Origin of the sequence: Enterobacter sp. Crenshaw (assembly GCF_024734705.1) — a bacterium.
Lineage (GTDB): Bacteria > Pseudomonadota > Gammaproteobacteria > Enterobacterales > Enterobacteriaceae > Enterobacter > Enterobacter asburiae_B.
In genome coordinates this window covers 2,602,566-2,624,387 of record NZ_CP102932.1, presented here as the reverse complement: position 1 = coordinate 2,624,387, position 21,822 = coordinate 2,602,566, and the positions used below count along the sequence as shown (strand labels likewise).

Annotated in this window: 29 protein-coding genes; 23 read left to right on the top strand and 6 right to left on the bottom strand. The window is 52.8% G+C overall.

Annotated features, from left to right (window positions below; all coding sequences use genetic code 11):
* Positions 1–83: 83 nt before the first annotated feature.
* Together NWV12_RS12630 and NWV12_RS12625 are read right to left on the bottom strand one after the other, a co-directional pair.
* Positions 84–1,094, bottom strand: a complete 1,011-nt coding sequence (locus NWV12_RS12630) for a tyrosine-type recombinase/integrase (RefSeq protein WP_101744591.1) — start codon at positions 1,092–1,094, stop codon at positions 84–86.
* Between the two features lie 96 nt (positions 1,095–1,190).
* Positions 1,191–1,490, bottom strand: a complete 300-nt coding sequence (locus NWV12_RS12625) for a helix-turn-helix transcriptional regulator (protein WP_032667448.1) — start codon at positions 1,488–1,490, stop codon at positions 1,191–1,193.
* Between the two features lie 120 nt (positions 1,491–1,610).
* On the opposite strand from NWV12_RS12625, the gene NWV12_RS12620 reads away from it, so the two are divergent.
* The 6 genes from NWV12_RS12620 (at position 1,611) to NWV12_RS12595 (ending at position 6,432) form a co-directional block, all read left to right on the top strand.
* The gene (locus NWV12_RS12620; protein ID WP_069302954.1) at positions 1,611–1,886 is read left to right on the top strand and encodes a regulatory phage cox family protein; all 276 of its coding nucleotides are present in this window, start codon (positions 1,611–1,613) and stop codon (positions 1,884–1,886) included.
* 166 nt (positions 1,887–2,052) lie between these two features.
* Positions 2,053–2,553 carry a replication protein B gene (locus NWV12_RS12615; RefSeq protein ID WP_069302953.1) on the top strand — a complete coding sequence of 167 codons (501 nt, stop codon included), beginning with the start codon at positions 2,053–2,055 and terminating at the stop codon, positions 2,551–2,553.
* A 66-nt stretch (positions 2,554–2,619) separates the two neighbouring features.
* Positions 2,620–2,838: a DUF2732 family protein gene (locus NWV12_RS12610; protein WP_101744590.1), complete on the top strand. Its 219-nt coding sequence runs from the start codon at positions 2,620–2,622 to the stop codon at positions 2,836–2,838.
* A gap of 23 nt (positions 2,839–2,861) precedes the next feature.
* On the top strand, positions 2,862–3,125 hold the full coding sequence (locus NWV12_RS12605) for a DUF5405 family protein (RefSeq protein ID WP_069302951.1): 264 nt from the start codon (positions 2,862–2,864) through the stop codon (positions 3,123–3,125).
* Between the two features lies 1 nt (position 3,126).
* On the top strand, positions 3,127–5,415 hold the full coding sequence (locus NWV12_RS12600) for a replication endonuclease (RefSeq protein ID WP_101744589.1): 2,289 nt from the start codon (positions 3,127–3,129) through the stop codon (positions 5,413–5,415).
* Positions 5,416–5,508: 93 nt separating this feature from the next.
* On the top strand, positions 5,509–6,432 hold the full coding sequence (locus tag NWV12_RS12595; RefSeq protein WP_088126647.1) for a hypothetical protein: 924 nt from the start codon (positions 5,509–5,511) through the stop codon (positions 6,430–6,432).
* Positions 6,433–6,779: 347 nt separating this feature from the next.
* On the opposite strand, the gene NWV12_RS12590 is transcribed toward NWV12_RS12595, so the two are convergent.
* Together NWV12_RS12590 and NWV12_RS12585 are read right to left on the bottom strand one after the other, a co-directional pair.
* Complete coding sequence (locus NWV12_RS12590) at positions 6,780–7,805, bottom strand: phage portal protein (RefSeq protein ID WP_101744588.1); 1,026 nt, start codon at positions 7,803–7,805, stop codon at positions 6,780–6,782.
* 1 nt (position 7,806) lies between these two features.
* Positions 7,807–9,576, bottom strand: coding sequence for a terminase ATPase subunit family protein (locus NWV12_RS12585; protein ID WP_101744587.1), 1,770 nt, complete (start codon positions 9,574–9,576; stop codon positions 7,807–7,809).
* Positions 9,577–9,742: 166 nt separating this feature from the next.
* On the opposite strand from NWV12_RS12585, the gene NWV12_RS12580 reads away from it, so the two are divergent.
* The 11 genes from NWV12_RS12580 (at position 9,743) to NWV12_RS12530 (ending at position 15,411) form a co-directional block, all read left to right on the top strand.
* Positions 9,743–10,597, top strand: a complete 855-nt coding sequence (locus NWV12_RS12580) for a GPO family capsid scaffolding protein (RefSeq protein WP_101744586.1) — start codon at positions 9,743–9,745, stop codon at positions 10,595–10,597.
* A 55-nt stretch (positions 10,598–10,652) separates the two neighbouring features.
* Entirely contained in the window at positions 10,653–11,720 is a 1,068-nt protein-coding gene (locus NWV12_RS12575) for a phage major capsid protein, P2 family (protein WP_101744585.1), read from the top strand.
* Between the two features lie 3 nt (positions 11,721–11,723).
* Complete coding sequence (locus tag NWV12_RS12570) at positions 11,724–12,473, top strand: terminase endonuclease subunit (RefSeq protein WP_101744584.1); 750 nt, start codon at positions 11,724–11,726, stop codon at positions 12,471–12,473.
* A gap of 99 nt (positions 12,474–12,572) precedes the next feature.
* Entirely contained in the window at positions 12,573–13,079 is a 507-nt protein-coding gene (locus tag NWV12_RS12565) for a head completion/stabilization protein (protein ID WP_048979843.1), read from the top strand.
* Positions 13,079–13,282, top strand: coding sequence for a tail protein X (locus NWV12_RS12560; protein ID WP_023209074.1), 204 nt, complete (start codon positions 13,079–13,081; stop codon positions 13,280–13,282). The genes NWV12_RS12565 and NWV12_RS12560 overlap by 1 nt, the downstream gene beginning before the upstream one ends.
* The gene (locus tag NWV12_RS12555; RefSeq protein WP_047749175.1) at positions 13,273–13,494 is read left to right on the top strand and encodes a hypothetical protein; all 222 of its coding nucleotides are present in this window, start codon (positions 13,273–13,275) and stop codon (positions 13,492–13,494) included. Before NWV12_RS12560 ends, NWV12_RS12555 begins: the two co-directional genes overlap by 10 nt.
* The gene (locus NWV12_RS12550; RefSeq protein WP_101744583.1) at positions 13,478–13,987 is read left to right on the top strand and encodes a lysozyme; all 510 of its coding nucleotides are present in this window, start codon (positions 13,478–13,480) and stop codon (positions 13,985–13,987) included. The genes NWV12_RS12555 and NWV12_RS12550 overlap by 17 nt, the downstream gene beginning before the upstream one ends.
* Complete coding sequence (lysB, locus tag NWV12_RS12545; RefSeq protein WP_101744582.1) at positions 13,984–14,409, top strand: Rz-like lysis system protein LysB; 426 nt, start codon at positions 13,984–13,986, stop codon at positions 14,407–14,409. Before NWV12_RS12550 ends, lysB begins: the two co-directional genes overlap by 4 nt.
* The gene (gene lysC / locus NWV12_RS12540; RefSeq protein ID WP_080297781.1) at positions 14,297–14,542 is read left to right on the top strand and encodes an Rz1-like lysis system protein LysC; all 246 of its coding nucleotides are present in this window, start codon (positions 14,297–14,299) and stop codon (positions 14,540–14,542) included. Before lysB ends, lysC begins: the two co-directional genes overlap by 113 nt.
* Positions 14,505–14,972, top strand: a complete 468-nt coding sequence (locus NWV12_RS12535; RefSeq protein ID WP_101744581.1) for a phage tail protein — start codon at positions 14,505–14,507, stop codon at positions 14,970–14,972. Before lysC ends, NWV12_RS12535 begins: the two co-directional genes overlap by 38 nt.
* On the top strand, positions 14,965–15,411 hold the full coding sequence (locus tag NWV12_RS12530) for a phage virion morphogenesis protein (protein ID WP_101744580.1): 447 nt from the start codon (positions 14,965–14,967) through the stop codon (positions 15,409–15,411). Before NWV12_RS12535 ends, NWV12_RS12530 begins: the two co-directional genes overlap by 8 nt.
* Positions 15,412–15,525: 114 nt before the next feature.
* On the opposite strand, the gene NWV12_RS12525 is transcribed toward NWV12_RS12530, so the two are convergent.
* Together NWV12_RS12525 and NWV12_RS12520 are read right to left on the bottom strand one after the other, a co-directional pair.
* A complete protein-coding gene (locus NWV12_RS12525) occupies positions 15,526–16,395 on the bottom strand; it encodes a hypothetical protein (RefSeq protein ID WP_199767211.1) in 870 nt (289 codons plus the stop codon).
* A 69-nt stretch (positions 16,396–16,464) separates the two neighbouring features.
* On the bottom strand, positions 16,465–17,394 hold the full coding sequence (locus tag NWV12_RS12520) for a toll/interleukin-1 receptor domain-containing protein (RefSeq protein WP_101744579.1): 930 nt from the start codon (positions 17,392–17,394) through the stop codon (positions 16,465–16,467).
* 230 nt (positions 17,395–17,624) lie between these two features.
* Between NWV12_RS12520 and NWV12_RS12515 the strand changes: the two genes are divergently transcribed.
* The 6 genes from NWV12_RS12515 to NWV12_RS12490 are packed head-to-tail and all read left to right on the top strand — an operon-like array spanning position 17,625 to position 21,708.
* Positions 17,625–18,266: a phage baseplate assembly protein V gene (locus NWV12_RS12515; RefSeq protein WP_101744578.1), complete on the top strand. Its 642-nt coding sequence runs from the start codon at positions 17,625–17,627 to the stop codon at positions 18,264–18,266.
* On the top strand, positions 18,263–18,613 hold the full coding sequence (locus NWV12_RS12510) for a GPW/gp25 family protein (protein ID WP_101744577.1): 351 nt from the start codon (positions 18,263–18,265) through the stop codon (positions 18,611–18,613). The genes NWV12_RS12515 and NWV12_RS12510 overlap by 4 nt, the downstream gene beginning before the upstream one ends.
* A gap of 6 nt (positions 18,614–18,619) precedes the next feature.
* Positions 18,620–19,528 carry a baseplate assembly protein gene (locus tag NWV12_RS12505; protein ID WP_101744576.1) on the top strand — a complete coding sequence of 303 codons (909 nt, stop codon included), beginning with the start codon at positions 18,620–18,622 and terminating at the stop codon, positions 19,526–19,528.
* Positions 19,521–20,129 carry a phage tail protein I gene (locus tag NWV12_RS12500; protein ID WP_101744575.1) on the top strand — a complete coding sequence of 203 codons (609 nt, stop codon included), beginning with the start codon at positions 19,521–19,523 and terminating at the stop codon, positions 20,127–20,129. The genes NWV12_RS12505 and NWV12_RS12500 overlap by 8 nt, the downstream gene beginning before the upstream one ends.
* Entirely contained in the window at positions 20,126–21,112 is a 987-nt protein-coding gene (locus NWV12_RS12495) for a phage tail protein (RefSeq protein WP_101744574.1), read from the top strand. The genes NWV12_RS12500 and NWV12_RS12495 overlap by 4 nt, the downstream gene beginning before the upstream one ends.
* The gene (locus NWV12_RS12490; RefSeq protein ID WP_101744573.1) at positions 21,112–21,708 is read left to right on the top strand and encodes a tail fiber assembly protein; all 597 of its coding nucleotides are present in this window, start codon (positions 21,112–21,114) and stop codon (positions 21,706–21,708) included. The genes NWV12_RS12495 and NWV12_RS12490 overlap by 1 nt, the downstream gene beginning before the upstream one ends.
* Positions 21,709–21,822: the final 114 nt, after the last annotated feature.

The following is a 21,822-nucleotide window of genomic DNA, read 5'->3' as shown; positions in this document are numbered from 1 at the left end:
TTTTTATGTCTGGCGTAGCTGGAAAGCCGCGCCAGACAAGGCTTCACGTTTTACTACTAGCAGCCAAAAGCCATAAAAAGCGGCTAGGGTGTGGACACATTGTGGACACTCTTATCACCATTAGAACCCTTCAGCGGGTTAAGCAAAATGGCGTCCTGCAGGTACTGAGGAGCGAAGTGCGCATAGACCATTGTCTGCGCAATTTTCGTATGACCTAAGATCCTCTGCAGTGTGATGATATTGCCCCCGTTAATCATAAAGTGCGTGGCGAAAGAGTGTCGTAGTGCATGTGTTGCTTGCCCCGCCGGTAAGTCGGGCTTAACTTCTTTGAGGATTCGCCTGAATTCAGCATAACTGGCATCAGGAAACAGAAAGCCTCGTGCTTTGCCGACTACGTAAGCCGCAACGTCATCAGAGATCGGGACCGTGCGCGGTGTGTTGGTTTTCGTCTTAACGAAAGACACCCGGTTATGAATCACGTTCTCCGCTTTCAGCCTTGCAGCCTCACCCCATCTTGCCCCGGTACTCAGACACAAGACGGCAATTTTACGATTATCTCCTGATAGCGCTGCCAGTAAGGCGTCAATTTCCTCAAGAGTGAGATAGCCCGTTTCGGCAGTCTGCTCTTTCAGTTTTTTGAACCCCCTAAACGGATGCTCGCCGTTATACATTTCTGACTCAATCAGGGTAGTAAACATTCCACCTAATGTAATCAGGTCGCGGTTGATGGTAGTTGGCTTAATACCTTCAGCCCGGCGTTGAGCACAATATTGCGTTATCAGGCTCTTGGTGATCTGGAAAGCGCATGGGTTACCGGTCATCGTTTCGAAACGCTCAATTTTCCTGAGATACGATTGACCGTGTTCCTCGTGTTTACCTTTCAGCTTCCACCATAACTCTTTCAGTTCTGACAGTTGGCGTTTGTCCGTGGGTTTTGAAAGCCATTCCTTTGAGTGATGGTTATATTGAGTATGCTTTTCAAAAGCCATCGCCTCGCTTTTCTTGTCGAACTTCCGACGGATGCGTTTTCCGTTACGCCCAGCCGGTCTAATGTCCACTTCATATCGACCATCATCGAGCTTTTTAACAGACATAAAGCCTCCCGATGATGTTACTGCGTACTTCAATTTCCTGATTTAGATAACAAAAATTCACTGTGCATTTTCTGCACAAATAAGCCCCGTAGATGGTTAGCCAGTTTTCTGGTCTGAGTGGGGTGACGTTGTTGTCTGCTGCCCAAAGTGCGCGAGAGCCGGTGCAATTTGCCCAGCTTCAGGTGTTATTTGATCGGCCATGAACCACAACGTGTACTTTGTGAACCGTGGGTGTTGCAGGATTTTCATGATTTGCTCAACTCCGGGCTTTTTGTCTCCGGACTCATAACCAGCAAGAGAGCTATAGGCTATGCCTGTTAACTCACTGAATTGCCTCTTGTTTAATCTCTCTGATTCTCTAATCAGCTTTATCTTCTCAAATACCGGGGTTGACATAGTTACTCCTATGGAAGAATATTGCCCCTATTGGGATGTTTTACTCTTATTGGGTTATCTAGTGAGAGCAATTAAAGCCCATTAAGAGCAATTAATCACACTAAAGGAGAATCGTAGCAGATGAACAACCAGCTTGTAAGTAGAACAGATGCGGTTCCATACCAGGAATTCGCGCGCCTTATTGGTAAAACACCTGCAGCCGTTAAAGGCATGATTGAAAAGGGCAAGCTGCCTGTAGTCGAGATGACAGATCCGCAGTCAACGAGTGGGCGCGCAGGGGAATATTGGGTTTATCTGCCTGCCTGGAACAAGGGTATGAAGATGGCATATGACAGCCGCCCGAAGGAAATTCGTGATGGTTGGCTGATGTGGCTCGGATTAGGGGAGCGAGTATGAATAGTGAACCTCGCTGTATTGCACAGTTGCTTCGAAGAGAAAGTCCTAAACCTACCAACTTCACTATCACTCACGGTCGTGGACGTAAGGGCATCATCATCCGAACCCGAAAGCCGGGTGTTATCGAGAAGCTTCGTCGCCTGGTCAAAAAGAGAGGACTGTGGTTATGACGGTAATGACACTGGACGTGATCCAGAAACAACCAACAGCGCTTCGCGGTCTGGTCTGCAAGTATCTGGCTCAGCCTCGCTGGCAGGACACTTGCGATTTTTACAATCAGATGATGGAACGGGAGCGTCTTACGGTTTGTTTCCACGCTCAATTAAAACAGCGTCACTCTGTCATGCGCTTAGAGGAAATGACCGAAGCCGATCGTGAGCGTCTTGTTTGTGCGCTTGATGAATTGAGAAATGCATTCACCCGGTATCGTCAACTTGGCACGTCAAAAGCAACTTTCATCAGCCGCCTGACCGTCAGCCAAAGGCGTTCATTGTTTCTTCATGCTGGACTGACAGAGCAGGAATTTATGATGCCGCACTGGCGTTTGAATGAAGAGGGCTGTTATTGGCGCGACAAACTTTTCCGCGCGCTGCGAGAGCTGTTTAGCCTTTTTGAGTACGCACCAACCATTTTAACCTCGGTAAAACCTGAGCAGTATTTACATTAATTAATCTGGATTCGATTTATTACGCGCCTTACAGCGTGGGGACTCCTTTTGTCCGGAGATAGGCAAATGCAAAAGCAAAATACAGCGCAGCGGGAGATGTATTCGGCACTTCTGGCGCAGGCAGTAAGCGAGGCACAGCGCGACGCGGCGACCCGTTTCTCTTCTCAGTTTGACGGGCTTATCGCGCACATCAGTAAGTCAGAACTTAATCGCACCGAGATTATCGAGTTATTAGGTCAGGAGTCGGAAAAGTTACACAACGCAATTTTCGGTAGAGCTGGCTAACCACTGTTAACAGGAAGCAAAAAATGAGTATACACATCGAGATTAATAACCAATACGTCATCACCAGTGACCGCTATCAATTCATTTTGCAGGAAAAAAAGACCGCTACATCCGGGAAGAATGAAGGTAAGGAATGGCTGGACGTTGTGGGTTACTACCCAACTATCCCTAAGCTTATCTCAGGCCTGGTATTGCATGATCTTTTGACCAGCGATCTTACTAGCTTCACAGCTCTGGAAGCTCGGATTGAACGCATGGGGAAGCAATGTCTGGACGCCTTTAAATAGTATGTCCATCGAATCTCGGGGGCGTATTGCCCCCTCGCCACCACCACCATTTTTGAAGGGCGCCAGTGATTCATTCGTTGGTGCTTATCCCTGGAATAACGTCACCAAAGAGGCCATTGGCCGCGACAGACCCCTTACACGTGCCGAACTCCGTCAGGTGCAAGGTGTTTTAAACCGGATTGACCGTCTGCCGTTTTTCCTGCAAACGCTGTTTACATCGCGTTATAACTTCATCCGCCGTAAAAAGAGCCCTTTAGGTGGGCTGTATTTCCTTAAAAACACGTTTGAGCGCAAGCTGCTGCCACGTCTTGAGCGTGTTAATGAGCTGTGTGGGATGAATGAAATCGCCTCGATTGGGTTTCTGTCCGAGCGCGACCAGTATGCGCGCTTACCAGATATGAATGACAAAGAGCTCAGGAAATTTGCGGTCAGAATTGCCTCTCAGCTCTGGAGCAAATATGAGGAGTTAAGCGACGCATGGGCGGAGGCTCACGGCGGGAAAGAAACACTTTTCACCGATAAAGCTCAGTCGCACCTATACGGGCAAGTGGCCGGTATTGCTCGCGCATTTAACATCACCCCGATGTACTGGAAAAAATACCGTAAGGGTCAGATGACGATCCGCATGGCATTTTCCGCTATTTCACGACTGATAAAAGACGAGTGGTGGATTAATCAGCTTAAGGCGCAGAGGATGCGCTGGCGCGAGGCGCTGCTCATCGCTGCCGGTGAGGTCAACAAAGACCGTTCACCTTACGCAAGCAAAATGGCGATCCGCAATGTTCACTCGCGCCGCCTGGCTAATCTCGAATACCTGAAATCCTGTGAACTGGAAAACAAAGTCACCGGCGAACGTATCGACCTCATCAGTAAGGTCATGGGGAGTATTTCTAACCCTGAAATACGCCGCATGGAGCTGATGAACACCATCGCCGGGATTGAGCGCTACGCGACCAGCGTTGGTGACGTGGGGATGTTTATCACGCTGACCACGCCATCGAAGTATCACCCGACCCGTCAGGTTGGCAGAGGTGAAAGCAAAACGGTGCAGCTCAATCATGGCTGGAACGATACCGCGTTCACGCCCAAAGACGGCCAGCGCTATCTCTGCCGAATCTGGAGCCTGATGCGCACCGCTTTTAAAGATAACGATTTAGAGGTTTACGGGATGCGTGTTGTTGAACCGCACCACGACGGCACGCCACACTGGCACATGATGCTGTTTTGCAAACCCGGTCAGCGTAAAGCCATTAACGAAATTATGCGTCGTTATGCCCTCAAAGAGGACGGACACGAAAAGGGCGCGGCAAAACAGCGCTTTGAGTCACGCCATCTTAATCAGGGCGGAGCGGCGGGTTATATCGCTAAATACATTGCAAAAAACATCGACGGTTACGCACTTGACGGCCAGCTCGATCACGATACCGGCAAGCCTCTGAAAGATACGGCCGCAGCCGTCACCGCATGGGCGTCTACATGGCGCATCCCGCAGTTTAAACCGATTGGCCTCCCGACGATGGGCGCTTACCGCGAACTGCGCAAGCTGCCGCGTGGGGTAAGTATCGCCAGCGAGTTTGACGACAGGGTAGAGGCCGCGCGAGCTGCTGCAGATGAGGGTGATTTTGAGCGGTACATCATCGCGCAGGGTGGGGCAAACATGCCGCGTGATGCTCAGGCCGTAAGGGTTGCCCGTAAGGTGACGGATGAGGTTAATGAGTACGAGGAAGATATCGAGAGGGTGGTCGGTATTTATGCCCCTCATCTCGGGGCGCACCGGGTCCATGTAACCCGTACAGCCGAATGGCGAATCGTTCCAAAGGTTTTGGCCGTTGAGCCTTTGACCTTAAAAAGCGGCTCTGCCGCGCCTCGGAGTCCTGTCAATAACTGTGGAAAGCTCACCGACGGTGGTGATCCAGTTATGACACCCTCACCGTCTGAGCAAGCCGCAGCGGTGTTAAATCTGATTGAATGCGGGGTTATCAGCTGGAATGAGTCGGACGCTATGAAGGTACTTAACGCCGCGTTAAAAGCTGGTGCATCTCGCAAAAATCGTCAGCAAAGAAACGCAACGCCCCTTAAAGCTGCAGAACAAGCGCCATCAGTCCGGATGACCAAAGCAGAACGCGAGCGCATACCAAAAATTCGTTTAGATTTGGCTCAGGAGGGTATTACCCCGGAACGTTGGGAGCTGGATGTGCTGGCGCGCGAGGGGACGGTGTTTTATGGCGACAAAAAAATTAGATATGTGGCTGCTGAAGAGTGGCCGGGTTTCACATCCTTAGATGTGTGACGCAGCGTAATGTCAGATAGCCATACAAATTGCCCCTGAATTGATAAACTAAATCACTTTTCGAAACTGTCTTTGGCGAACTGCAGGGGTGTTATGAGAATTTACCTTGATCACAATATACTGGATGCTCTCAGCAAGAATCGTATGACATTGCAGGTTCCAAACGATACGGTTTGGGTTTATTCGAATGAAAATTTTAATGAAATCAAACGTTCGAAAAACATGCGATTTTTAGATGTGTTGGCAAATCTTAAGGCAAGAATGTTAGAGCTCGAATTTGATAAGAATTTTATGCTTACCGAGAGAGCATTCCTCTATGAATTTCGTGATCCTCATGAGCTTTACAGCCAATGGCTTGATCATATCAATGAAGTGCCCATCGACGATGTTGTCCAGTTACAAATGCAGTTCTTAGCTCGATTAGCGGGGGCTAATAATCAGGATGAAATGCTATTGCATCCTGTGAGATTAAGGGAATTCCTTTATTCTCTGTTATCACCACATGACCTAATGACGAGTGATATCGAATCTCGTATAGATCAAGTGGTTAAAGATATTGAGGTGCTCACTACAGGGCAATTGCTTGAAATACAGCATTTAGATCACTCAAGAACCAGCATTGGTATTGGTAGGGGCAGGGTTGGTAACCTATCAGTTGATGATAATCCTTTAAAGTTAATATGGGGGGTTGTGCGAAATAAATATCCCGGAATGACAATTGAACAGTTTTATGGCTTTGAACCTATCGATAAACAAGGCTATGAAAAATGGCCTCGATATTTAGGGGTTGTAGGGTGTCATACCGTACTTAATTTCTTAGGGTTTCATCCTGATAAGGGTCTTAACAGTATTAAAAAATTACCGGGGATATTGAGCGATGCCAATCATACGGCAATGGCTACCTATTGCGATGCAGTTATGAGTCAAGATCAACGGTTTTGTGCAAAAGCTCGAGCAATTTATCAGTATTTAGAACTCGATATAGAAGTCATAGAGGCAATACCGAATGTTAATTGATATCGTATCAGCAATAAGTAATTAGTAAAAATCACTGATGCATGCAACATATGCATGAGTTTGCATTCGTTTTTAAATTAAGATTTTGCCAGCGAGCGCCAGTACTGGCGCGGCTCGGGGCTCCTGATGCACCTGCATTAAAAGCGACCCGTTAAGCGGGCAGGCGAGGTGGGGATAGCACTGCGCGCCAGATGTGGTGACAGGATTTATTTTGGGCGTCTGTGCGCGTCGTGGTGGCGCGCTGAGTGATGAGGTCGAATCGTGAGGCTGTGGCGGGATTGCGTGGCGTGTGCGGCGTCTGGTGAGCTCTGAGGATGTGCCGCCCGGAGGCGGCATTTTATGCGGGTCTACTCGGTCTCGATGTTGTAATCCTTAAAGCGGATCACCTCCATCCCGAGCCAGTCGTTTATCTCTTTGAAGCGCTCCTGCAGCGGCGTCAGCTCGTTGCGGACAAACACCTTTGCCACCTTCTCGATATCCCCCATTGAGCCGATATTTTCAGGCTTACCGCCCATGAGCTGAAAAGGCACGCGGTGCGCGTCGAGCAGGTCAGCGGCGCTCACCTTCTTGATGTTAAAAAAATCATCCTTAGTGGCGACTTCACTCAACGGCACGATCTTAATGCCGTCCGGTTTCCCGTTCGGGGCGTAGAAAAACAGGTTTTTAAAATTCCCGAGCCCTTTCGAGTCACGCATCGCGGAGCGCAGCGCCTCAACGTCGGTGCTGCTCTGCGCCGCGTCGGTTACGTACATGATGTAACCCGCGTGCGCGCCGTTCTGGTAATACTTGCGACGAAACAGCGTGGCGGACTCATTCAGCCAGGCGGAATTGAGCGCGCTCAGGTATTCCGGCATCCCGTAGAGCTCCTGATTGATATCAGGCTCAAGCAGGTGAAACACCGAACCGGGGGCGAACTGGTGCGGATGGGTAAAGCTCGACACGTACCAGTAAACGCCATCCTCGACACCACGGCGGGTGTATTTAGCCGGGGAGGTTTCCAGTTTAAAGAGCTGGCCGGTCACGCTCATGCGCTTTTCGAGATAGCCATTTGCAAACACCAGATAATCAAGCACGAGGCGGCTGAAGTCCTGACGCGACAGCAGCGGGTGCGGGATAAAGGTGCTGGACAGAATGTTGCGCTTTACGTAAATCGGGGAGCTGTGGTGTACGGCGGCGCGCAGGCTTTTCGCCAGCCCCGAGAAGTTGACCGGCGGCTCGTACCATTTGCCGTTGTTGATGCACTCGACATAGTCGAGGATATCGCGGCGATCCAGAACGGGCGACGGCTCACCAAAGGTGAATGCCTCCATTTTCTGCGGCGCGCTGGCGGTCATATTGGTCTGTTTCGGCTGTTTCTTTTGGCGTTTTTTCATCTTAGTTAATATCCAGAATTGAACTTGATTGCATTCCGCTACCGGCGGAAAGCGGCTCGTTTAACAGCGCGTGCATGGTCGCCCACGCGATATCCGCGTGGCTGGCTTCCTCGCTGCGGCTGGCTTCGTAGGTGGCGCTGCGGCCACTGCTGGTCATGGTTTTGCGGATTGCCATAAATGACTGCGTGATGTCGGTCGCCCCGGCGTCATATTCCAGACACCCGCGCCTGATGGTGTCTTTCGCTTTCAGCACCATTGCGGTTTTCATTTCCGGCGTGTAGCGGATGGCGCGCGCCGCCGGGAAGAATGAGCGCACGAGCTGGTAAACACCCTGGCCGATGCCGGTCGCATCGATGCCGATATAGTCGACGGTGTATTTCTCGGTCAGCGCCCGGATGGCCTCGGCCTGTGCGGCAAAGTCCATGCCTTTCCACTGGTGACGCTCAAGGATGCGGAACCTGCCACCGGCAACCAGCGGCGGAGCCAGTACCGCGCACCCGGCGCTGTCGCCGGTGTGTGACGGGTCATAGCCAATCCAGACCGGGCGCCAGTTAAACGGACGGTCGGCGAACGGCTCGAAGTCCTCCCATTCTTCCATCGCATCGACCATGCAGCGCTGCAGCTCCTCGAACGGGAATACCGATGCCTTGTCGTCGACGAACTCGCACATAAACAGGTTACGGAAGTCATCCGCGCTGTTTTCTTGCCTGAGCTGGTCGAGGTTAAACAGGGTGCAGCCACCGGCGAGCGCGTCCTCAATGGTGACAATCTGCCGCCACTGGCCGTCTCCGCACAGCACGCCACCGGCGAGCGCCTGATGACTGATATCGATGTCGACACGTTCGCCGCGGTTGCTGCGGCCACGGTTAAACAGCTCGCCTGACCAGAACGGGTAAGCGCCGTGCGCCAGCGTCGACGGGGTCGAAAAATAGGTGGTGCGCAGGTGTGACTGCGAGGCCATGCCCGAGGCGACTTTGCGCAGCTTCTGGAAGTTGGGGATCCAGAAAATTTCGTCGACGTAAAGGTCACCGTTGTGGCTCTGCGCGGTGTTGGAATTGGTCCCGAGAAAAATAAGCTCAGCGCCATTGTTGCCGATGACGATCGGGTCGCCTGACAGGTCGACGTCAACCAGACGGGCAAAGGCGATGATGTACTTACGGAACACGTAAGCCTGCGTTTTACTGGCCGACAAAAATATCTGGTTTTGCCCGGTCTTAAGCGCGCGCAGGAGGGACTCGCGCGCAAAATAGAACGTCGCGCCAATCTGTCGCGATTTCAGGATGTGGCGGATACGGTGCTCTAACCCCGCTTTATGCCAGCGGAGCTGATAGTCAAACGACTGGTCGAAGAAAATCTCTTCCAGTTTTTCTATGGCCTCCTCGCTGAAATAGTTTCGTTTCGGCTTTTTGCGATCCCCTTTGTTACGGCTGGCGATATTGGGGTTTAAATCCACCTCGTTTCCGGTCTGGCCGTAGCGGTTAATGCGCGCGAGCCGCTCCATCTGGCGCGACAAAAAATCCGCGACTTTGAAGTCATGCGCGGTCAGGTCTGGCTTAGCGTAGAGCTGGATAAGCCGCGCCTCTAATGTTGATTCCACGCGGTTAATCGGCGCGGTTTCTTCCCATCCATCCCGCTGTTTCCAGCTCTGCACGGTCGGGCGCTTGAGCTGCAGCATGTTGCAGATTTGCGGCACGGCGAACCCCTGCCAGTACAACAGCCGCGCCTGTCGTCGCGGGTCATTTAACAGAGAAAGGTCAGTTGAAATGGTCATGCTTGCCTCGTTTTTGGTATGACGTGGCAAGGCTAAGGAAATGGGGAACTATTCGCGCTAAGTGCCTGTTGTGTCAGATCTAATCAGATCGTAAGCGGTGGCTGATACGGGTCAGAGTCGGGAAACTAAACCCGACCCGAAAACCCAACATCAGGACACCTGAACAATGGCAAAGAAAGTTTCTAAATGGTTTCGCATCGGCGTCGAGGGTGACACCTGCGATGGCCGCGTCATCAGCGGCGATGACATTCAGGATATGGCCGACACGTTCGACCCCCGCGTCTACGGCTGCCGCATTAACCTCGAACATATCCGGGGGCTGATGCCTGACAGTCCGTTTAAACGCTATGGCGATGTAACCGAGCTTAAGGCGGAGATTATCAGTGATGACTCTGTCCTCAACGGCAAAAAGGCGCTGTTTGCCAAAATTGCCCCGCTTGACGAGCTGGTCAGCATGGTGCGTGCCGGGCAGAAGGTTTACACCTCCATGGAGATCCGCCCGAACTTCTCGAACAGCGGCAAGTGCTACCTCATCGGGCTGGCCGTCACCGATGACCCGGCAAGCCTCGGCACGGAATACCTCGAATTCTGCAGCCGCGCCGCGCAGAACCCGCTCGCCGGTAAAAAAGACCAGCCGGACGACGTTTTCTCTGTGGCCTCGCTGGCTGCGCTGGAGTTTGAGGACGTTCCCGACACCATGTTCAACAACCTGACCGATAAGGTTAAAGCCATTTTTGGCCGTAAGCAGGCCAGCGATGACGCCCGTTTCGCCGATGTGCATGAGGCGGTGACCACCGTTACCGAGCAGGTACAAACCAATCTCAACGCCACCGACCAGCGCGTCACCGAGCTGGAGACCGCTTTTGCGCTGCTTAAGCAGGACGTGAGCAGCAAAGTCGATGAAAACGCGCAGGCGTTTACTTCCCTGAAAAGCTCCCTCGATAACACCGAAAGCCAGAGCCAGCCGCGCCGCGAGCTTTCAAAAGGCGGTACGGGCGACGAGCTGCTGACCAACTGCTGATAACGCGCCGGGCGCGTTGCCCGGCCTGAACCCTTTTACCCGAACAGGAAAAACCATGCGTAAAGATACCCGTTTCAAATTTAATGCCTACCTGTCCCGCGTCGCGGAGCTGAACGGTATTTCCACCGATGACGTGGCGAAGAAATTCACCGTCGAGCCGTCGGTCACGCAAACCCTGATGACCACCCTGCAGATGTCATCCGCGTTTCTGACCAAAATCAACATCGTGCCGGTTGACGAGCTGAAAGGCGAAAAAGTCGGCGTCGGCGTTAACGGTACGATTGCGAGCACCGCCGACACCGCCGGTGATGATGAGCGTAAGACCGCTGACTTTACCGCGCTGGAGTCCAATAAATACGAGTGCGACCAGATTAACTTTGACTTCCATATCCGCTACAAACAGCTCGACCTGTGGGCGCGATTCCAGGACTTCCAGACCCGTATCCGTGACGCCATCATCAAACGTCAGTCCCTCGATTTCATCATGGCCGGTTTCAACGGCATCGAGCGCGCGGCGACCTCCGACCGCAAAAAGAATCCGATGCTGCAGGACGTGGCGACCGGATGGCTGCAGAAGTACCGCAATGAAGCGCCAGCGCGCGTGATGTCCAAAATCACCGACGAAGACGGCTCGGTTATTTCCAATGTGATCCGCGTGGGTAAGAACGGCGACTATGCGAACCTCGACGCGCTGGTCATGGATGCCACCGGCAACCTGATTGACGAGATTTATCAGGATGACCCGGAGCTGGTTGTCATCACTGGCCGTAAGCTGATGGCGGATAAATATTTCCCGATCGTCAACAAAGAGCAGGCAAACACCGAGTCGCTGGCCGCTGACATCATCATCAGCCAGAAGCGAATCGGCAACCTGCCAGCCGTGCGCGTGCCTTACTTCCCGGCAGATGCGCTGATGGTGACGCGTCTCGACAACCTGTCTGTCTACTTCATGGATGACGCGCACCGCCGCAGCATTATCGAAAACCCGAAGAAAGACCGCATCGAAAACTACGAGTCAATGAATGTTGACTATGTGGTCGAGGCTTACGCCGCCGGTTGCCTGATTGAAAACATCAAGCTCGGTGACTTCACCGCACCTGCAGCATCGGAAAGCGGAGAGTAAGCCATGACGAGTCCCGCAGCCCGTCACATGATGCGGGTCTCGGCCTCTGAAACTGCGCAGCGGGCTGCCGTCCCGCTGCGCAATGCAACTGCCTATGAGCAGATGCTCGTTAAGCTGGCCGCAGACAACCGCACACTCAAACAAATCAACTCCAAAGAGCGCAAAGCCGCGAAAAAGCGCGAGCTGTTGCCGTTCTACCTGCCGTGGGTCGCTGGCGTCCTCGAAAACGGCAAAGGCGCACAGGATGACATCGTCATGACGGTGATGCTCTGGCGTCTCGATGCTGACGATATCGCCGGGGCGCTGGAAATTGCCCGTTACGCCATGACCTACGGCCTCACCATGCCGGTCGGTCGCCGTCCGACGCCGTGCCTGCTGGCCGAAGAAGTGGCACTGGCCGCGCAGCGCCTGCTAACGGCAAAACAGCCGGTCAATCTGGCGAATCTGCTCGACACTATCGCGCTGACTGAACGCGCGGATATGCCCGATATCGTGCGCGCGAAGCTTCACAAAATCACCGGCTACGTGCTGCGTGATGCGGAGCAACTGCCGGAGGCACTGGCGCACCTGCAGCGTGCGATCCAGTTAGAAAGCACTATCGGGGTGAAAAAGGATATCGAGCAGTTAGAGCGCCAGCTCAGGCCAAAACCCGAACCGGCACCGAAAACGACTAAACCGCGCACGCCCAAGCCTGCCGCCAAACCAGCGGCACGGCGCGGGCGTCCACCAAAGGCGGCAAAAGCCGCAGGTTAACCGAGCGCTCCCCGAGCCGGGCGGCACGCCGGTCAATGCGGGTATTTATTGCCCTGACTGCGACCGGCGTCCACCGCCCACCCATTACCCGAGGTTGTCATGACGACGCTGATTATTGAGCCAAAAAAAGAGCCGCAGGATGTGCCGGGCGTGGTGATACCGCCGCCGGGCGTGAGCGAGCCGGTAATCAAAAACACCCCGTTTTTTCCTGACGTTGATCCAAAGCGCGTGCGCGAGGAAATGCGTTTAGAGCAGACCGTTTCCCCCGTTCGCCTGCGCCGGGCGATTAAGACCGCAATTGCGGAGACTAACGCGGAGCTGAGCGACTGGCGCGAAAGTCAGCTCGATGCCGGTTACGCCACGCTGGCGGATGTCCCGACCGACAAGCTCGACGGCGAGAGCGTGCGCGTTTTCCACTACTTCAACGCCGTGTGCTCGATGACGACGGCCACGCTTTATGAGCGTTTTCGCGGCGTTGATGCGACCGCCAAAGGCGACAAAAAGGCCGACAGCATCGACAGCACTATCGATGAGATGTGGCGGGATATGCGCTGGTCTGTGGCGCGCATCCAGGACAAAGCGCGCTGCATTGTGGGGCAAATCTGATGAAAGCCTACGCGCTGCAGGGCGACACCCTCGACGCGATTTGCGCCCGGTATTACGGGCGCACTGAGGGCGTGGTCGAAACGGTTTTAGAGGCAAATCCCGGCCTGTCCGAGCTCGGTGTGATCCTGCCGCACGGCACGGCAATTGAGCTGCCCGAGACCGAGAGCGCGGCCAGAACCGAAACGGTGAATCTATGGGACTGAGTATGGAAAAAATCACCACGTTTATCGCCTACTGGCTGGCCGTGGGGCTGGCGTATATCGGGGCAATGTCCCCCGAAAAGATGGCGCTATACGTGGGTGGTGGATGCGCCATTTTTACCGCGCTGACGAACTACTGGTTTAAGCGCAAGACGTACCTCTATCTGACATCGCTCGGACTCGATAAAGGGGCTATTCGTGAAATCAATCGTTAAAAAATGCAGTGTGGCCGCCGTGCTGGCGCTGGCAGCGCTGATGCCTGACTTTCGTCTGCTTAACACCTCGCCCGGGGGGCTGGCGCTGATTGCCGACCTCGAAGGCTGTCGCCTGACGCCTTACCAGTGCAGCGCGGGAGTGTGGACGTCGGGCATCGGCCACACTGCAGGCGTCGTGCCGAAAGGGGAAATCACCGAACGTCAGGCGGCGGAGAACCTCGTCGCGGATGTGCTGAACGTCGAGAAACGTCTGGCCGTATGCGCGCCGGTGAAAATGCCGCAGCACGTTTACGACGCGCTGGTCAGCTTCTCTTTCAACGTGGGAACCGGCGCGGCCTGCCGGTCGACGCTGGTCTCGTTTATTAAGCGCCAGCAATGGCCGCAGGCGTGCGACCAGCTCACCCGCTGGGTTTACGTGAATGGCGAAGTTAACAAAGGGCTGGAAAACCGCCGCGCACGCGAGCGTGCCTACTGCCTCAGGGGGATTCAATGAAAGTGATGTTGTTTTTACTGGCCGCGCTGATTGCTGTTGTGCTCTGGCAGCGTCATGAAAACGGCAACCTGACGCGCTCGTTTGAACGGGCAAACAGGGTCGCTACCGAACAAAAAACCGCGATCGGAATGCTGAAAAATCAGCTTTCCGTTTCGCAGGGAATTGCCAGGCGAAATGAAACCGCGCAGGTCAGTCTACGCGGCGAACTGCTGGCCGCCGGTGCAATGGCCGTGCGACGTGAAGAAACCATTACGAGGCTGATAAATGAGAATGAAACCTTACGCCGCTGGTATAGCGCTGAGCTGCCTGATGTTGTGCGTCGGCTGCACACCCGCGCCGCCTGCGCCTCCGCCGGTCATTGTTTACAGCGCCTGCCCGAAGGTGAGCTATTGCCCGATGCCGGGAAGCGATCCGGCCACTAATGGCGACCTGAGCGCCGACATTCGCAGGCTTGAGCACGCGCTCGCCGCCTGCGCGCTGCAGGTTGAAACTATCAAAGACTGTCAGGATAAACTTGATGAAGAAAGCACGCAGCCTGCGCGAAGCGCTGATTAAAGCCGTTCCGCAGCTTGAAACGAACCCCGAAATGATGCGCATCTTTGCCGATGAGGGCAATATCGATGCACGTCTCGCGGCCTCGCTGTCCCATGAGAAAATTTACACGCTGAATGTGATCGTGTGTGACTTTGTCGGCGACCCTGACCTGATTTTCGTGCCGGTGGCCGCATGGCTCAGGGAAAACCAGCCGGATATCTGCACGCTCGATGACGGCCGCAAAAAGGGCTACCGTTTCCAGATGGATTTGAACGACGGGGACAGTGTCGATATCAGCATCAGCCTGCAGCTCACCGAGCGCACCATTATCAGGGAGGAAAACGGCGCGCTGCATGTGAGCTATGCCCCTGAGCCGCCGCTGCCGGAACCCGTTACCCCACCAAAAGCGCTCTATCTTGACGGAGAGCTGGCGAGTAAATGGGATGAGTGAATTTAAGCCCTTTGACGACAGGCTCAACGGTCTGATTGCTGCTCTGTCACCGGCATCCCGTCGGAAGCTGGCCGGGGAGATAGCAAAGGAGCTGCGCAAGTCCCAACAGCAACGTATCAAGCTGCAGAAAGCCCCTGACGGCTCACCCTATCAGGCGCGAAAGCGTCAGCCGCTCAGGGCAAAAAACGGGCGGATTAAACGGGCGATGTTCCAGAAGCTCCGCACAAGCCGCTACATGAAAGCCACTGGCCGCGAAAACAGCGCCGTGGTGGAATTCACCGGTAAAGTGCAGCGCATTGCGCGCGTCCATCAGTACGGCCTTAAAGATCGGCCAAATGCGCATACTAAGGACGTACAATACGCCGAACGCCGACTAATTGGTTTAAGTCAAAATGATAGGCAGTTAATGGAAAGGTTGATTGTAGAATATATCAAGTGAAGTTAGTGTGGCTTGGTAAATGTGGCTCATGAAAAATTAATGCTCATGACATAATTGAGGTTGCAATGGGGTGGTCTTATTCTTTCATTTGAATAAGACCTTTATTTTTTATATTTATTGGTTGTCTTTTATCGACTTGTATCTATGTTGATAGTCTCTCTCAGCAGCATCCAAAATTCGCTCGATGACAGATACATGCCATACCCTTCCTAAATCTGATTCACTATTTACTCGGCCGCTATAAATTCCAAGAAATTCCCACTTTGGTGCGCCGGATATGACTGGGCTAATTTCATTACCATTAATTGTTCTATATCCTCCAGAGCGATACGCCACTACTGGTGAACCTGACTGGCCCTGTCTTGCTCTGCAGTCAATTAAAAACACGGGGTTGTCTTTTGTCATCAAAAGTAATTCTTGAGCCATAAATCCTGTAGCCCATACAGGGAATTTTCCAAAGCTGCTAATGCCAAACGGGAAACCTATCACACTTACTGTATCTGAGGGGCCAACATATAAGTTATCTCGGTCTAGGGTGGTTTTCATGTAATAAGCTAATTTATTGACGTCACTTCCCCAGTTTAGATTTAAAGCAACAACGTCTGCTTTTGCTCCTAGGAGTGGATCTTCTATCCAGAAAGGTTCGCCATTGTCTCTATATAATGGCAATTTAACTTTATGCCATTCTCCAATTGAACCGCCTTTGTGGAAATAAATTACAATGTTATTGGGCGTGGCACATAATCGGCTAAGACATTCATTTGTGTCTTGATTTCTACCAGTAACGTTATGTCTGTTAGTAATCAAGGCACAGTGAGATTGGGTATCATTTGCTGCCAAAAAAGCTGTGCCTGAGCTAAGTTTTTGTTCATCAAAGAACATCTCGATAAACAGGGATTTCATTGTCAATATTTCTAATAAACTATTGACCCCAGATTCAGCTTTTAGTCTCTTTATGTAAGACACATAATCGATTGATTTCATAAAAATCCTTATTGAATTTCAATTTGTTATTTGGAATTTGTTGGGGTGGCTTTGTTAAATCATCAGTATTTAAAAAGGAATGTCGTCCCATTCAGTTTCTTGCTCGATGTTTCCAGTTGTAAGTTTTTCAACATTGAATTTTTGTAACATTGAATTTAAGTGGTTGAGGAATTCTGTTGAGTCAATTAGTCTTTTATTTTTGGAAACTTGTTGTTTGAGATTTTCTAAAATTTCAACAGGTATTGCTGTAAGGTTGTTGAAAATTTCTATTTTTTCAATTGCATCCTTGGCTGTAATTGCATTCGAGAGCGAGCCAGAAAGTGCAAGGAGGATTTTATTCCTCGTTCTGGGGGATTTTACTAAGGTATTGAAGATGGCTTCTGCAACTTCTCCCGTTTTTTTTCCTTGAGATTGAATGCCTTGGTACTTTCCTATAAAACCATATGGGTCAAGTCCTCTCCTTACTGGTATTATTAAAACATCGCGCCCGACTGCAACCCCGACTTCTTGGTCGCACCATTTACTTTCAGAAAATCCTGGCATCAAGATAGCAACTAAAGCATCCATAGTCTTTAATGCTGCTTCAATTTCGCTTTGCCACTCTCTGGTGGGTTCAATATCTTCATGTGCTACAAAACTACTTATGGCATATTTACGCAGTGCAGATTGGAGATGTGAGGTTTGAACTTTAAATGATGCTAGATGGCTTAAAAATAATTTAAAATAGCCCTGCTGCCAAAAACTTACATTAATATCTTTAATTTCAGTGGTGCTTGCTTCCCCAAGAATGCCAAGTTCATTGGCAATAATGGAAAGCTTGTTTTCGTTAACATTAGCAAGCATATCTTTTGCATAGCTTCTTTTACTGTTATTTGGGTAGTTTTTCTGAATGGGGACCCCATGCCCCTTGAAGTAAATGTCAATATCAGAAAAAGTCATCCTTGATTGTAATTCTGCACCAATTTTTTCTAATAATTCTATTTTTTGTAGAACATTCATTATGGTTTCCTTTGACTACGCACTGTTTCTTTAATGTAGGATTAGTTGAAGTGTGAATCAATAGCAAACGCAACTTTTGGAATTAAATCTTAGCTTGCACAGTTCTTTGCTACTTATAGTTAAGTATGTAAACCATAAGACCAATAGCCAGACTCGACGGAATTGTTGTTTCGTCTCTCATCAAACCTGCCTCAATTGCTGCTGACCTCGTCCGGCGGCATCCTTTCCCCATGAATAATCTTAATTCTCTGCAGGAAATCGCACGCGCGATCCGCAACCTTATCCGCACCGGCATCGTGACCGACGTCGATCACGACGAGGGGCTTTGTCGTGTCCAGACCGGCGGCATGGAAACCACCTGGCTGAACTGGCTTACCAGTCGCGCCGGTGGCTCGCGCGTATGGTGGGCTCCATCCGTTGGCGAGCAGGTGCTTTTACTTGCGATCGGCGGCGAACTCGATACGGCCTTTGTTCTGCCCGGCATTTTCTCTGATGACCATCCCGCGCCGTCTGCCTCTCCTGATGCGCTTCATGTGTCCTTTCCTGACGGGGCGGTTATCGAGTACGAGCCCGAAAGCGGTGCGCTCACCGTGTCAGGCATCAAAACCGCTGACATCACGGCGTCGGATTCCATTACGGCCACCGTGCCGGTGGTGCTGGTGAAAGCGTCGAGCCGCATCACGCTCGATACGCCGGAGGTGGTTTGTACCAATAAACTGACGACCGGCACGCTCGAAGTGAAGAAAGGCGGGACTATGTCCGGGAACATCGAGCACACCGGCGGGACATTGACCTCAAACGGTGTGCAAGTGGATAACCACGACCACGGCGGCGTCGAACGGGGCGGAAGCTGGACGGAGGGCATCAAATGACGGTGCGTTATCTGGGAATGAGCAGCCGGACCGGCCTCAGTATCTCTGAGGTTGAGCATATCCGGCAAAGCGTGCGCGACATTCTGGTCACGCCGGTTGGCTCGCGCGTCATGCGTCGTGAATACGGCTCGCTCCTGTCGCAGATGATTGACCAGCCGCAGACCCCGGCGCTGCGCCTGCAGATTATGGCCGCGTGCTATTCCGCGATCCAGAAGTGGGAGCCACGCGTAGACCTCTCGACCATTACCTTTGAACGGTCGGAGACCGACGGCGGGATGTATGTCGACATCACCGGCACCCGCTCGACCGGCGGCCAGCCATTTTCCATTACCATTCCACTGAGCTAAATCACTATGGCAACCGTTGACCTGAATCAGTTACCCGTTCCCGATGTGGTGGAAGAACTGGACTTTGAAACCATTCTTGCCGAACGCATTGCGACGCTAATTTCGCTTTATCCCGAAAATCAGCAGGAGGCTATCGCCCGGACGCTGGCACTTGAGTCAGAGCCGATTGTGAAACTGCTGCAGGAAAACGCCTACCGGGAAGTTATCTGGCGTCAGCGTGTGAACGAAGCCGCGCAGGCGGTAACGCTGGCCTATTCAACCGGTCACGACCTCGACGTCGTGGCAGGGAACAATAATACAGTACGCCTGACCATTACCCCTGCAGACGAAACCACCATACCGCCAACGCCTGTCGTTATGGAATCAGATGCTGACCTGCGACTGCGCACACAACAAGCTTTTGAAGCATTAAGCGTGGCGGGTCCGGTTGGCGCCTATGAGTATCACGGTCGAAGCGCTGACGGACGGGTCGCCGACGTGTCGGTCGAAAGCCCGTCGCCCGCCTGCGTGACGATTACCGTGTTATCGCGTGAGGGTGACGGCACCGCGAGTCCTGAGTTACTGGCAATCGTTGAAAAAGCACTGAACGCCGAAGATGTGCGACCGGTGGCTGACCGGGTGACCGTCCAGTCGGCGGAGATTGTGCCGTACCAGATTGACGCGACGATCTACGTTTATCCTGGACCCGAGTCTGAGCCCATCAGGCAGGCATCGGAGCAGATGCTTCAGAGCTATATCAGCGCGCAGCACCGCCTCGGGCGTGATATCCGACTGTCAGCCATTTATGCGACGCTGCATGTTGAGGGGGTGCAGCGTGTCGAACTGGCATCACCGCAGGCCGACATTGTGCTGAGTAAGTCGCAGGCGTCGAACTGTACCGAGTACCAGATAACTGTCGGGGGCTCGGATGAGTGACCGGCTGTTACCCGTTGGCTCATCGCCTCTGGAGGTTGCCGCCGCTGCCGCGCTCGCTGACATTGAGCGCGTGCCGGTACCGCTGCGCACTCTGTGGAACTGGCGCACCTGCCCGGTAAACCTGCTGCCGTATCTGGCGTGGGCGCTATCGGTCGACCGGTGGGATGAGAAGTGGTCGGAGGCGACAAAGCGCAGCGTCTGCGCGTCGTCGTTTTTCGTCCATCAACACAAAGGCACCATCAGCGCATTGCGTCGGGTGGTCGAGCCGCTCGGCTTTCTGATTGAGGTGCGCGAGTGGTGGCAGCTCAATGAGGCGCCAGGCACCTTCCGCCTCGTTGTCGGCGTGCTTGACAGTGGCATCACTGACGAAATGTATCAGGAGCTCGAGCGCCTGATTGAAGACGCCAAACCGGCAAGCCGCCACCTGACGGGGCTTGCTATCAGCCTGAGTGCGACCGGTGAGCTGTATGTCGGCGCGGGATGCTACGACGGCGACGCGCTCACCGTTTACCCCTACACCGCCGAGGAAATTGTCGTCGGTGGTGAATATTACCCGGCCTCGGCCATCCATTTGATTGATAACCTGAGAGTGAACGCATGACCGCAAAATATTTTGCCATTCTGACCCATCAGGGCGCGGCGCGGCTGGCGAACGCGGCGGCACTCGGTACCAGACTAAACCTGACGCAGATGGCCGTCGGCGATGCGAATGGTACTTTGCCGACCCCTGACCCGTCGCAGACAAAACTCATTAATCAGAAGCGCATCGCGCGGCTGAACCTGCTGAACGTTGACCCGGCCAATACCAGCCAGATTATCGCGGAACAGATTATTCCCGAGAATGAAGGCGGTTTCTGGATCCGCGAGATTGGCCTCTACGATGATGAGGGGATTCTTATTGCCGTGGCAAACTGCCCGGAGACCTACAAGCCGCAACTTCAGGAGGGAAGCGGCCGCACGCAGACCATTCGCATGATTCTGATTGTGTCGAGCACGTCGGCCATCACCCTGAAAATCGACCCGTCGGTGGTGCTGGCAACGCGGCAGTATGTCGACGATAAGGTTATCGAGGTGAAAGCCTATGCCGCTAGTCTGCTGGCCGCACACCTCGACGCTGCTGACCCGCATCCGCAATACCTTAAAACGGCGGATATTGATAAATATATTCCGGTCGGTTTTCCGCTGCCGTGGCCGCAGGCAACACCGCCTGAGGGCTGGCTTAAATGCAACGGTGCTGTTTTTGACAAGGCGAAATATCCAAAGCTGGCTGTCGCTTATCCATCCGGTAAATTGCCTGACTTGCGCAGTGAGTTTTTGCGAGGGTGGGATGACGGGCGCGGGATAGATAATGGACGAGCGCTATTATCCGCTCAGGTCGGCTCTGGAGTTGGGATGTTCCTCGGTGGTCATTCAGATGGGACCGCATATATCCCATTGACTGATTTCGACAGCGTTGTCGACAACAGCCCGTCATGGTCACATGTAAATACCGCAGGGCTGATTTCTTCAATTGGCGGACAAAGGTCATCATTTGGAGCTCGCCCACGCAACATCGCATTTAACTACATAGTGAGGGCGGCATAATGGCGAAAGCAACACTGAATAAACAGGGCATTACCACAAAAGCCGGTGACATGACGGTTTACAACTACGATGGTGAGACTCGCGAATATCTGGCGTCCTCTGTCGAGTTTCTGGCCGTGGGCGTGGGTATTCCTGCTAATTCCTGCACAGATGCACCGGTCGAAAAAAAGGAGGGTTTCGCGGTGTGCCGCGCGGCCAGCCTTGACGGGTGGGAGTATGTCGCAGACCACCGCGGTGAGACGGTTTATGACACGGAAACCGGTCAGCCAGTCAACATTACCGCGCCCGGTGACTATGCCGTCGGTGTAACTACGATTGCACCGTCGACCACCTATGACCGCTGGAACGGTAGCGAATGGGTCACGGATAAGAACGCGCAGAAAAGCGGTCAGGTTAAGGAGGCAGAACAGAAAAAATCCACTCTGCTGACAGAGACGCAAAGCGCTATCAGCCTTTGGCAAACCGAGCTGCAGCTCGGCATTATCAGCGACGATGACAAGGCCAGCCTGATTATATGGATGAAATACATTCAGGCGCTGAACGCGATCGACACCTCTGCGGCACCGGATATTGAATGGCCGGAAAGACCAGAATAAACGAAGCCCTCCACCCGGAGGGCTTTTTTGTATGTTGTGTTATTCCTACACCAACGGCATTGCATCGCGCCTGCGCGACACACAACAGAAAATAGTCGCACCCCTTAACCACGG

Excerpts from the sequence above, each read along its gene's own strand:
- NWV12_RS12630 (WP_101744591.1), bottom strand. The coding sequence starts at position 1,094 with ATGTCTGTTAAAAAGCTCGATGATGGTCGATATGAAGTGGACATTAGA.
- NWV12_RS12625 (WP_032667448.1), bottom strand. The coding sequence starts at position 1,490 with ATGTCAACCCCGGTATTTGAGAAGATAAAGCTGATTAGAGAATCAGAG.
- NWV12_RS12620 (WP_069302954.1), top strand. The coding sequence starts at position 1,611 with ATGAACAACCAGCTTGTAAGTAGAACAGATGCGGTTCCATACCAGGAA.
- NWV12_RS12615 (WP_069302953.1), top strand. The coding sequence starts at position 2,053 with ATGACGGTAATGACACTGGACGTGATCCAGAAACAACCAACAGCGCTT.
- NWV12_RS12610 (WP_101744590.1), top strand. The coding sequence starts at position 2,620 with ATGCAAAAGCAAAATACAGCGCAGCGGGAGATGTATTCGGCACTTCTG.
- NWV12_RS12605 (WP_069302951.1), top strand. The coding sequence starts at position 2,862 with ATGAGTATACACATCGAGATTAATAACCAATACGTCATCACCAGTGAC.
- NWV12_RS12600 (WP_101744589.1), top strand. The coding sequence starts at position 3,127 with ATGTCCATCGAATCTCGGGGGCGTATTGCCCCCTCGCCACCACCACCA.
- NWV12_RS12595 (WP_088126647.1), top strand. The coding sequence starts at position 5,509 with ATGAGAATTTACCTTGATCACAATATACTGGATGCTCTCAGCAAGAAT.
- NWV12_RS12590 (WP_101744588.1), bottom strand. The coding sequence starts at position 7,805 with ATGAAAAAACGCCAAAAGAAACAGCCGAAACAGACCAATATGACCGCC.
- NWV12_RS12585 (WP_101744587.1), bottom strand. The coding sequence starts at position 9,576 with ATGACCATTTCAACTGACCTTTCTCTGTTAAATGACCCGCGACGACAG.
- NWV12_RS12580 (WP_101744586.1), top strand. The coding sequence starts at position 9,743 with ATGGCAAAGAAAGTTTCTAAATGGTTTCGCATCGGCGTCGAGGGTGAC.
- NWV12_RS12575 (WP_101744585.1), top strand. The coding sequence starts at position 10,653 with ATGCGTAAAGATACCCGTTTCAAATTTAATGCCTACCTGTCCCGCGTC.
- NWV12_RS12570 (WP_101744584.1), top strand. The coding sequence starts at position 11,724 with ATGACGAGTCCCGCAGCCCGTCACATGATGCGGGTCTCGGCCTCTGAA.
- NWV12_RS12565 (WP_048979843.1), top strand. The coding sequence starts at position 12,573 with ATGACGACGCTGATTATTGAGCCAAAAAAAGAGCCGCAGGATGTGCCG.
- NWV12_RS12560 (WP_023209074.1), top strand. The coding sequence starts at position 13,079 with ATGAAAGCCTACGCGCTGCAGGGCGACACCCTCGACGCGATTTGCGCC.
- NWV12_RS12555 (WP_047749175.1), top strand. The coding sequence starts at position 13,273 with ATGGGACTGAGTATGGAAAAAATCACCACGTTTATCGCCTACTGGCTG.
- lysB (WP_101744582.1), top strand. The coding sequence starts at position 13,984 with ATGAAAGTGATGTTGTTTTTACTGGCCGCGCTGATTGCTGTTGTGCTC.
- lysC (WP_080297781.1), top strand. The coding sequence starts at position 14,297 with ATGTTGTGCGTCGGCTGCACACCCGCGCCGCCTGCGCCTCCGCCGGTC.
- NWV12_RS12535 (WP_101744581.1), top strand. The coding sequence starts at position 14,505 with ATGAAGAAAGCACGCAGCCTGCGCGAAGCGCTGATTAAAGCCGTTCCG.
- NWV12_RS12530 (WP_101744580.1), top strand. The coding sequence starts at position 14,965 with ATGAGTGAATTTAAGCCCTTTGACGACAGGCTCAACGGTCTGATTGCT.
- NWV12_RS12525 (WP_199767211.1), bottom strand. The coding sequence starts at position 16,395 with ATGAAATCAATCGATTATGTGTCTTACATAAAGAGACTAAAAGCTGAA.
- NWV12_RS12520 (WP_101744579.1), bottom strand. The coding sequence starts at position 17,394 with ATGAATGTTCTACAAAAAATAGAATTATTAGAAAAAATTGGTGCAGAA.
- NWV12_RS12515 (WP_101744578.1), top strand. The coding sequence starts at position 17,625 with ATGAATAATCTTAATTCTCTGCAGGAAATCGCACGCGCGATCCGCAAC.
- NWV12_RS12510 (WP_101744577.1), top strand. The coding sequence starts at position 18,263 with ATGACGGTGCGTTATCTGGGAATGAGCAGCCGGACCGGCCTCAGTATC.
- NWV12_RS12505 (WP_101744576.1), top strand. The coding sequence starts at position 18,620 with ATGGCAACCGTTGACCTGAATCAGTTACCCGTTCCCGATGTGGTGGAA.
- NWV12_RS12500 (WP_101744575.1), top strand. The coding sequence starts at position 19,521 with ATGAGTGACCGGCTGTTACCCGTTGGCTCATCGCCTCTGGAGGTTGCC.
- NWV12_RS12495 (WP_101744574.1), top strand. The coding sequence starts at position 20,126 with ATGACCGCAAAATATTTTGCCATTCTGACCCATCAGGGCGCGGCGCGG.
- NWV12_RS12490 (WP_101744573.1), top strand. The coding sequence starts at position 21,112 with ATGGCGAAAGCAACACTGAATAAACAGGGCATTACCACAAAAGCCGGT.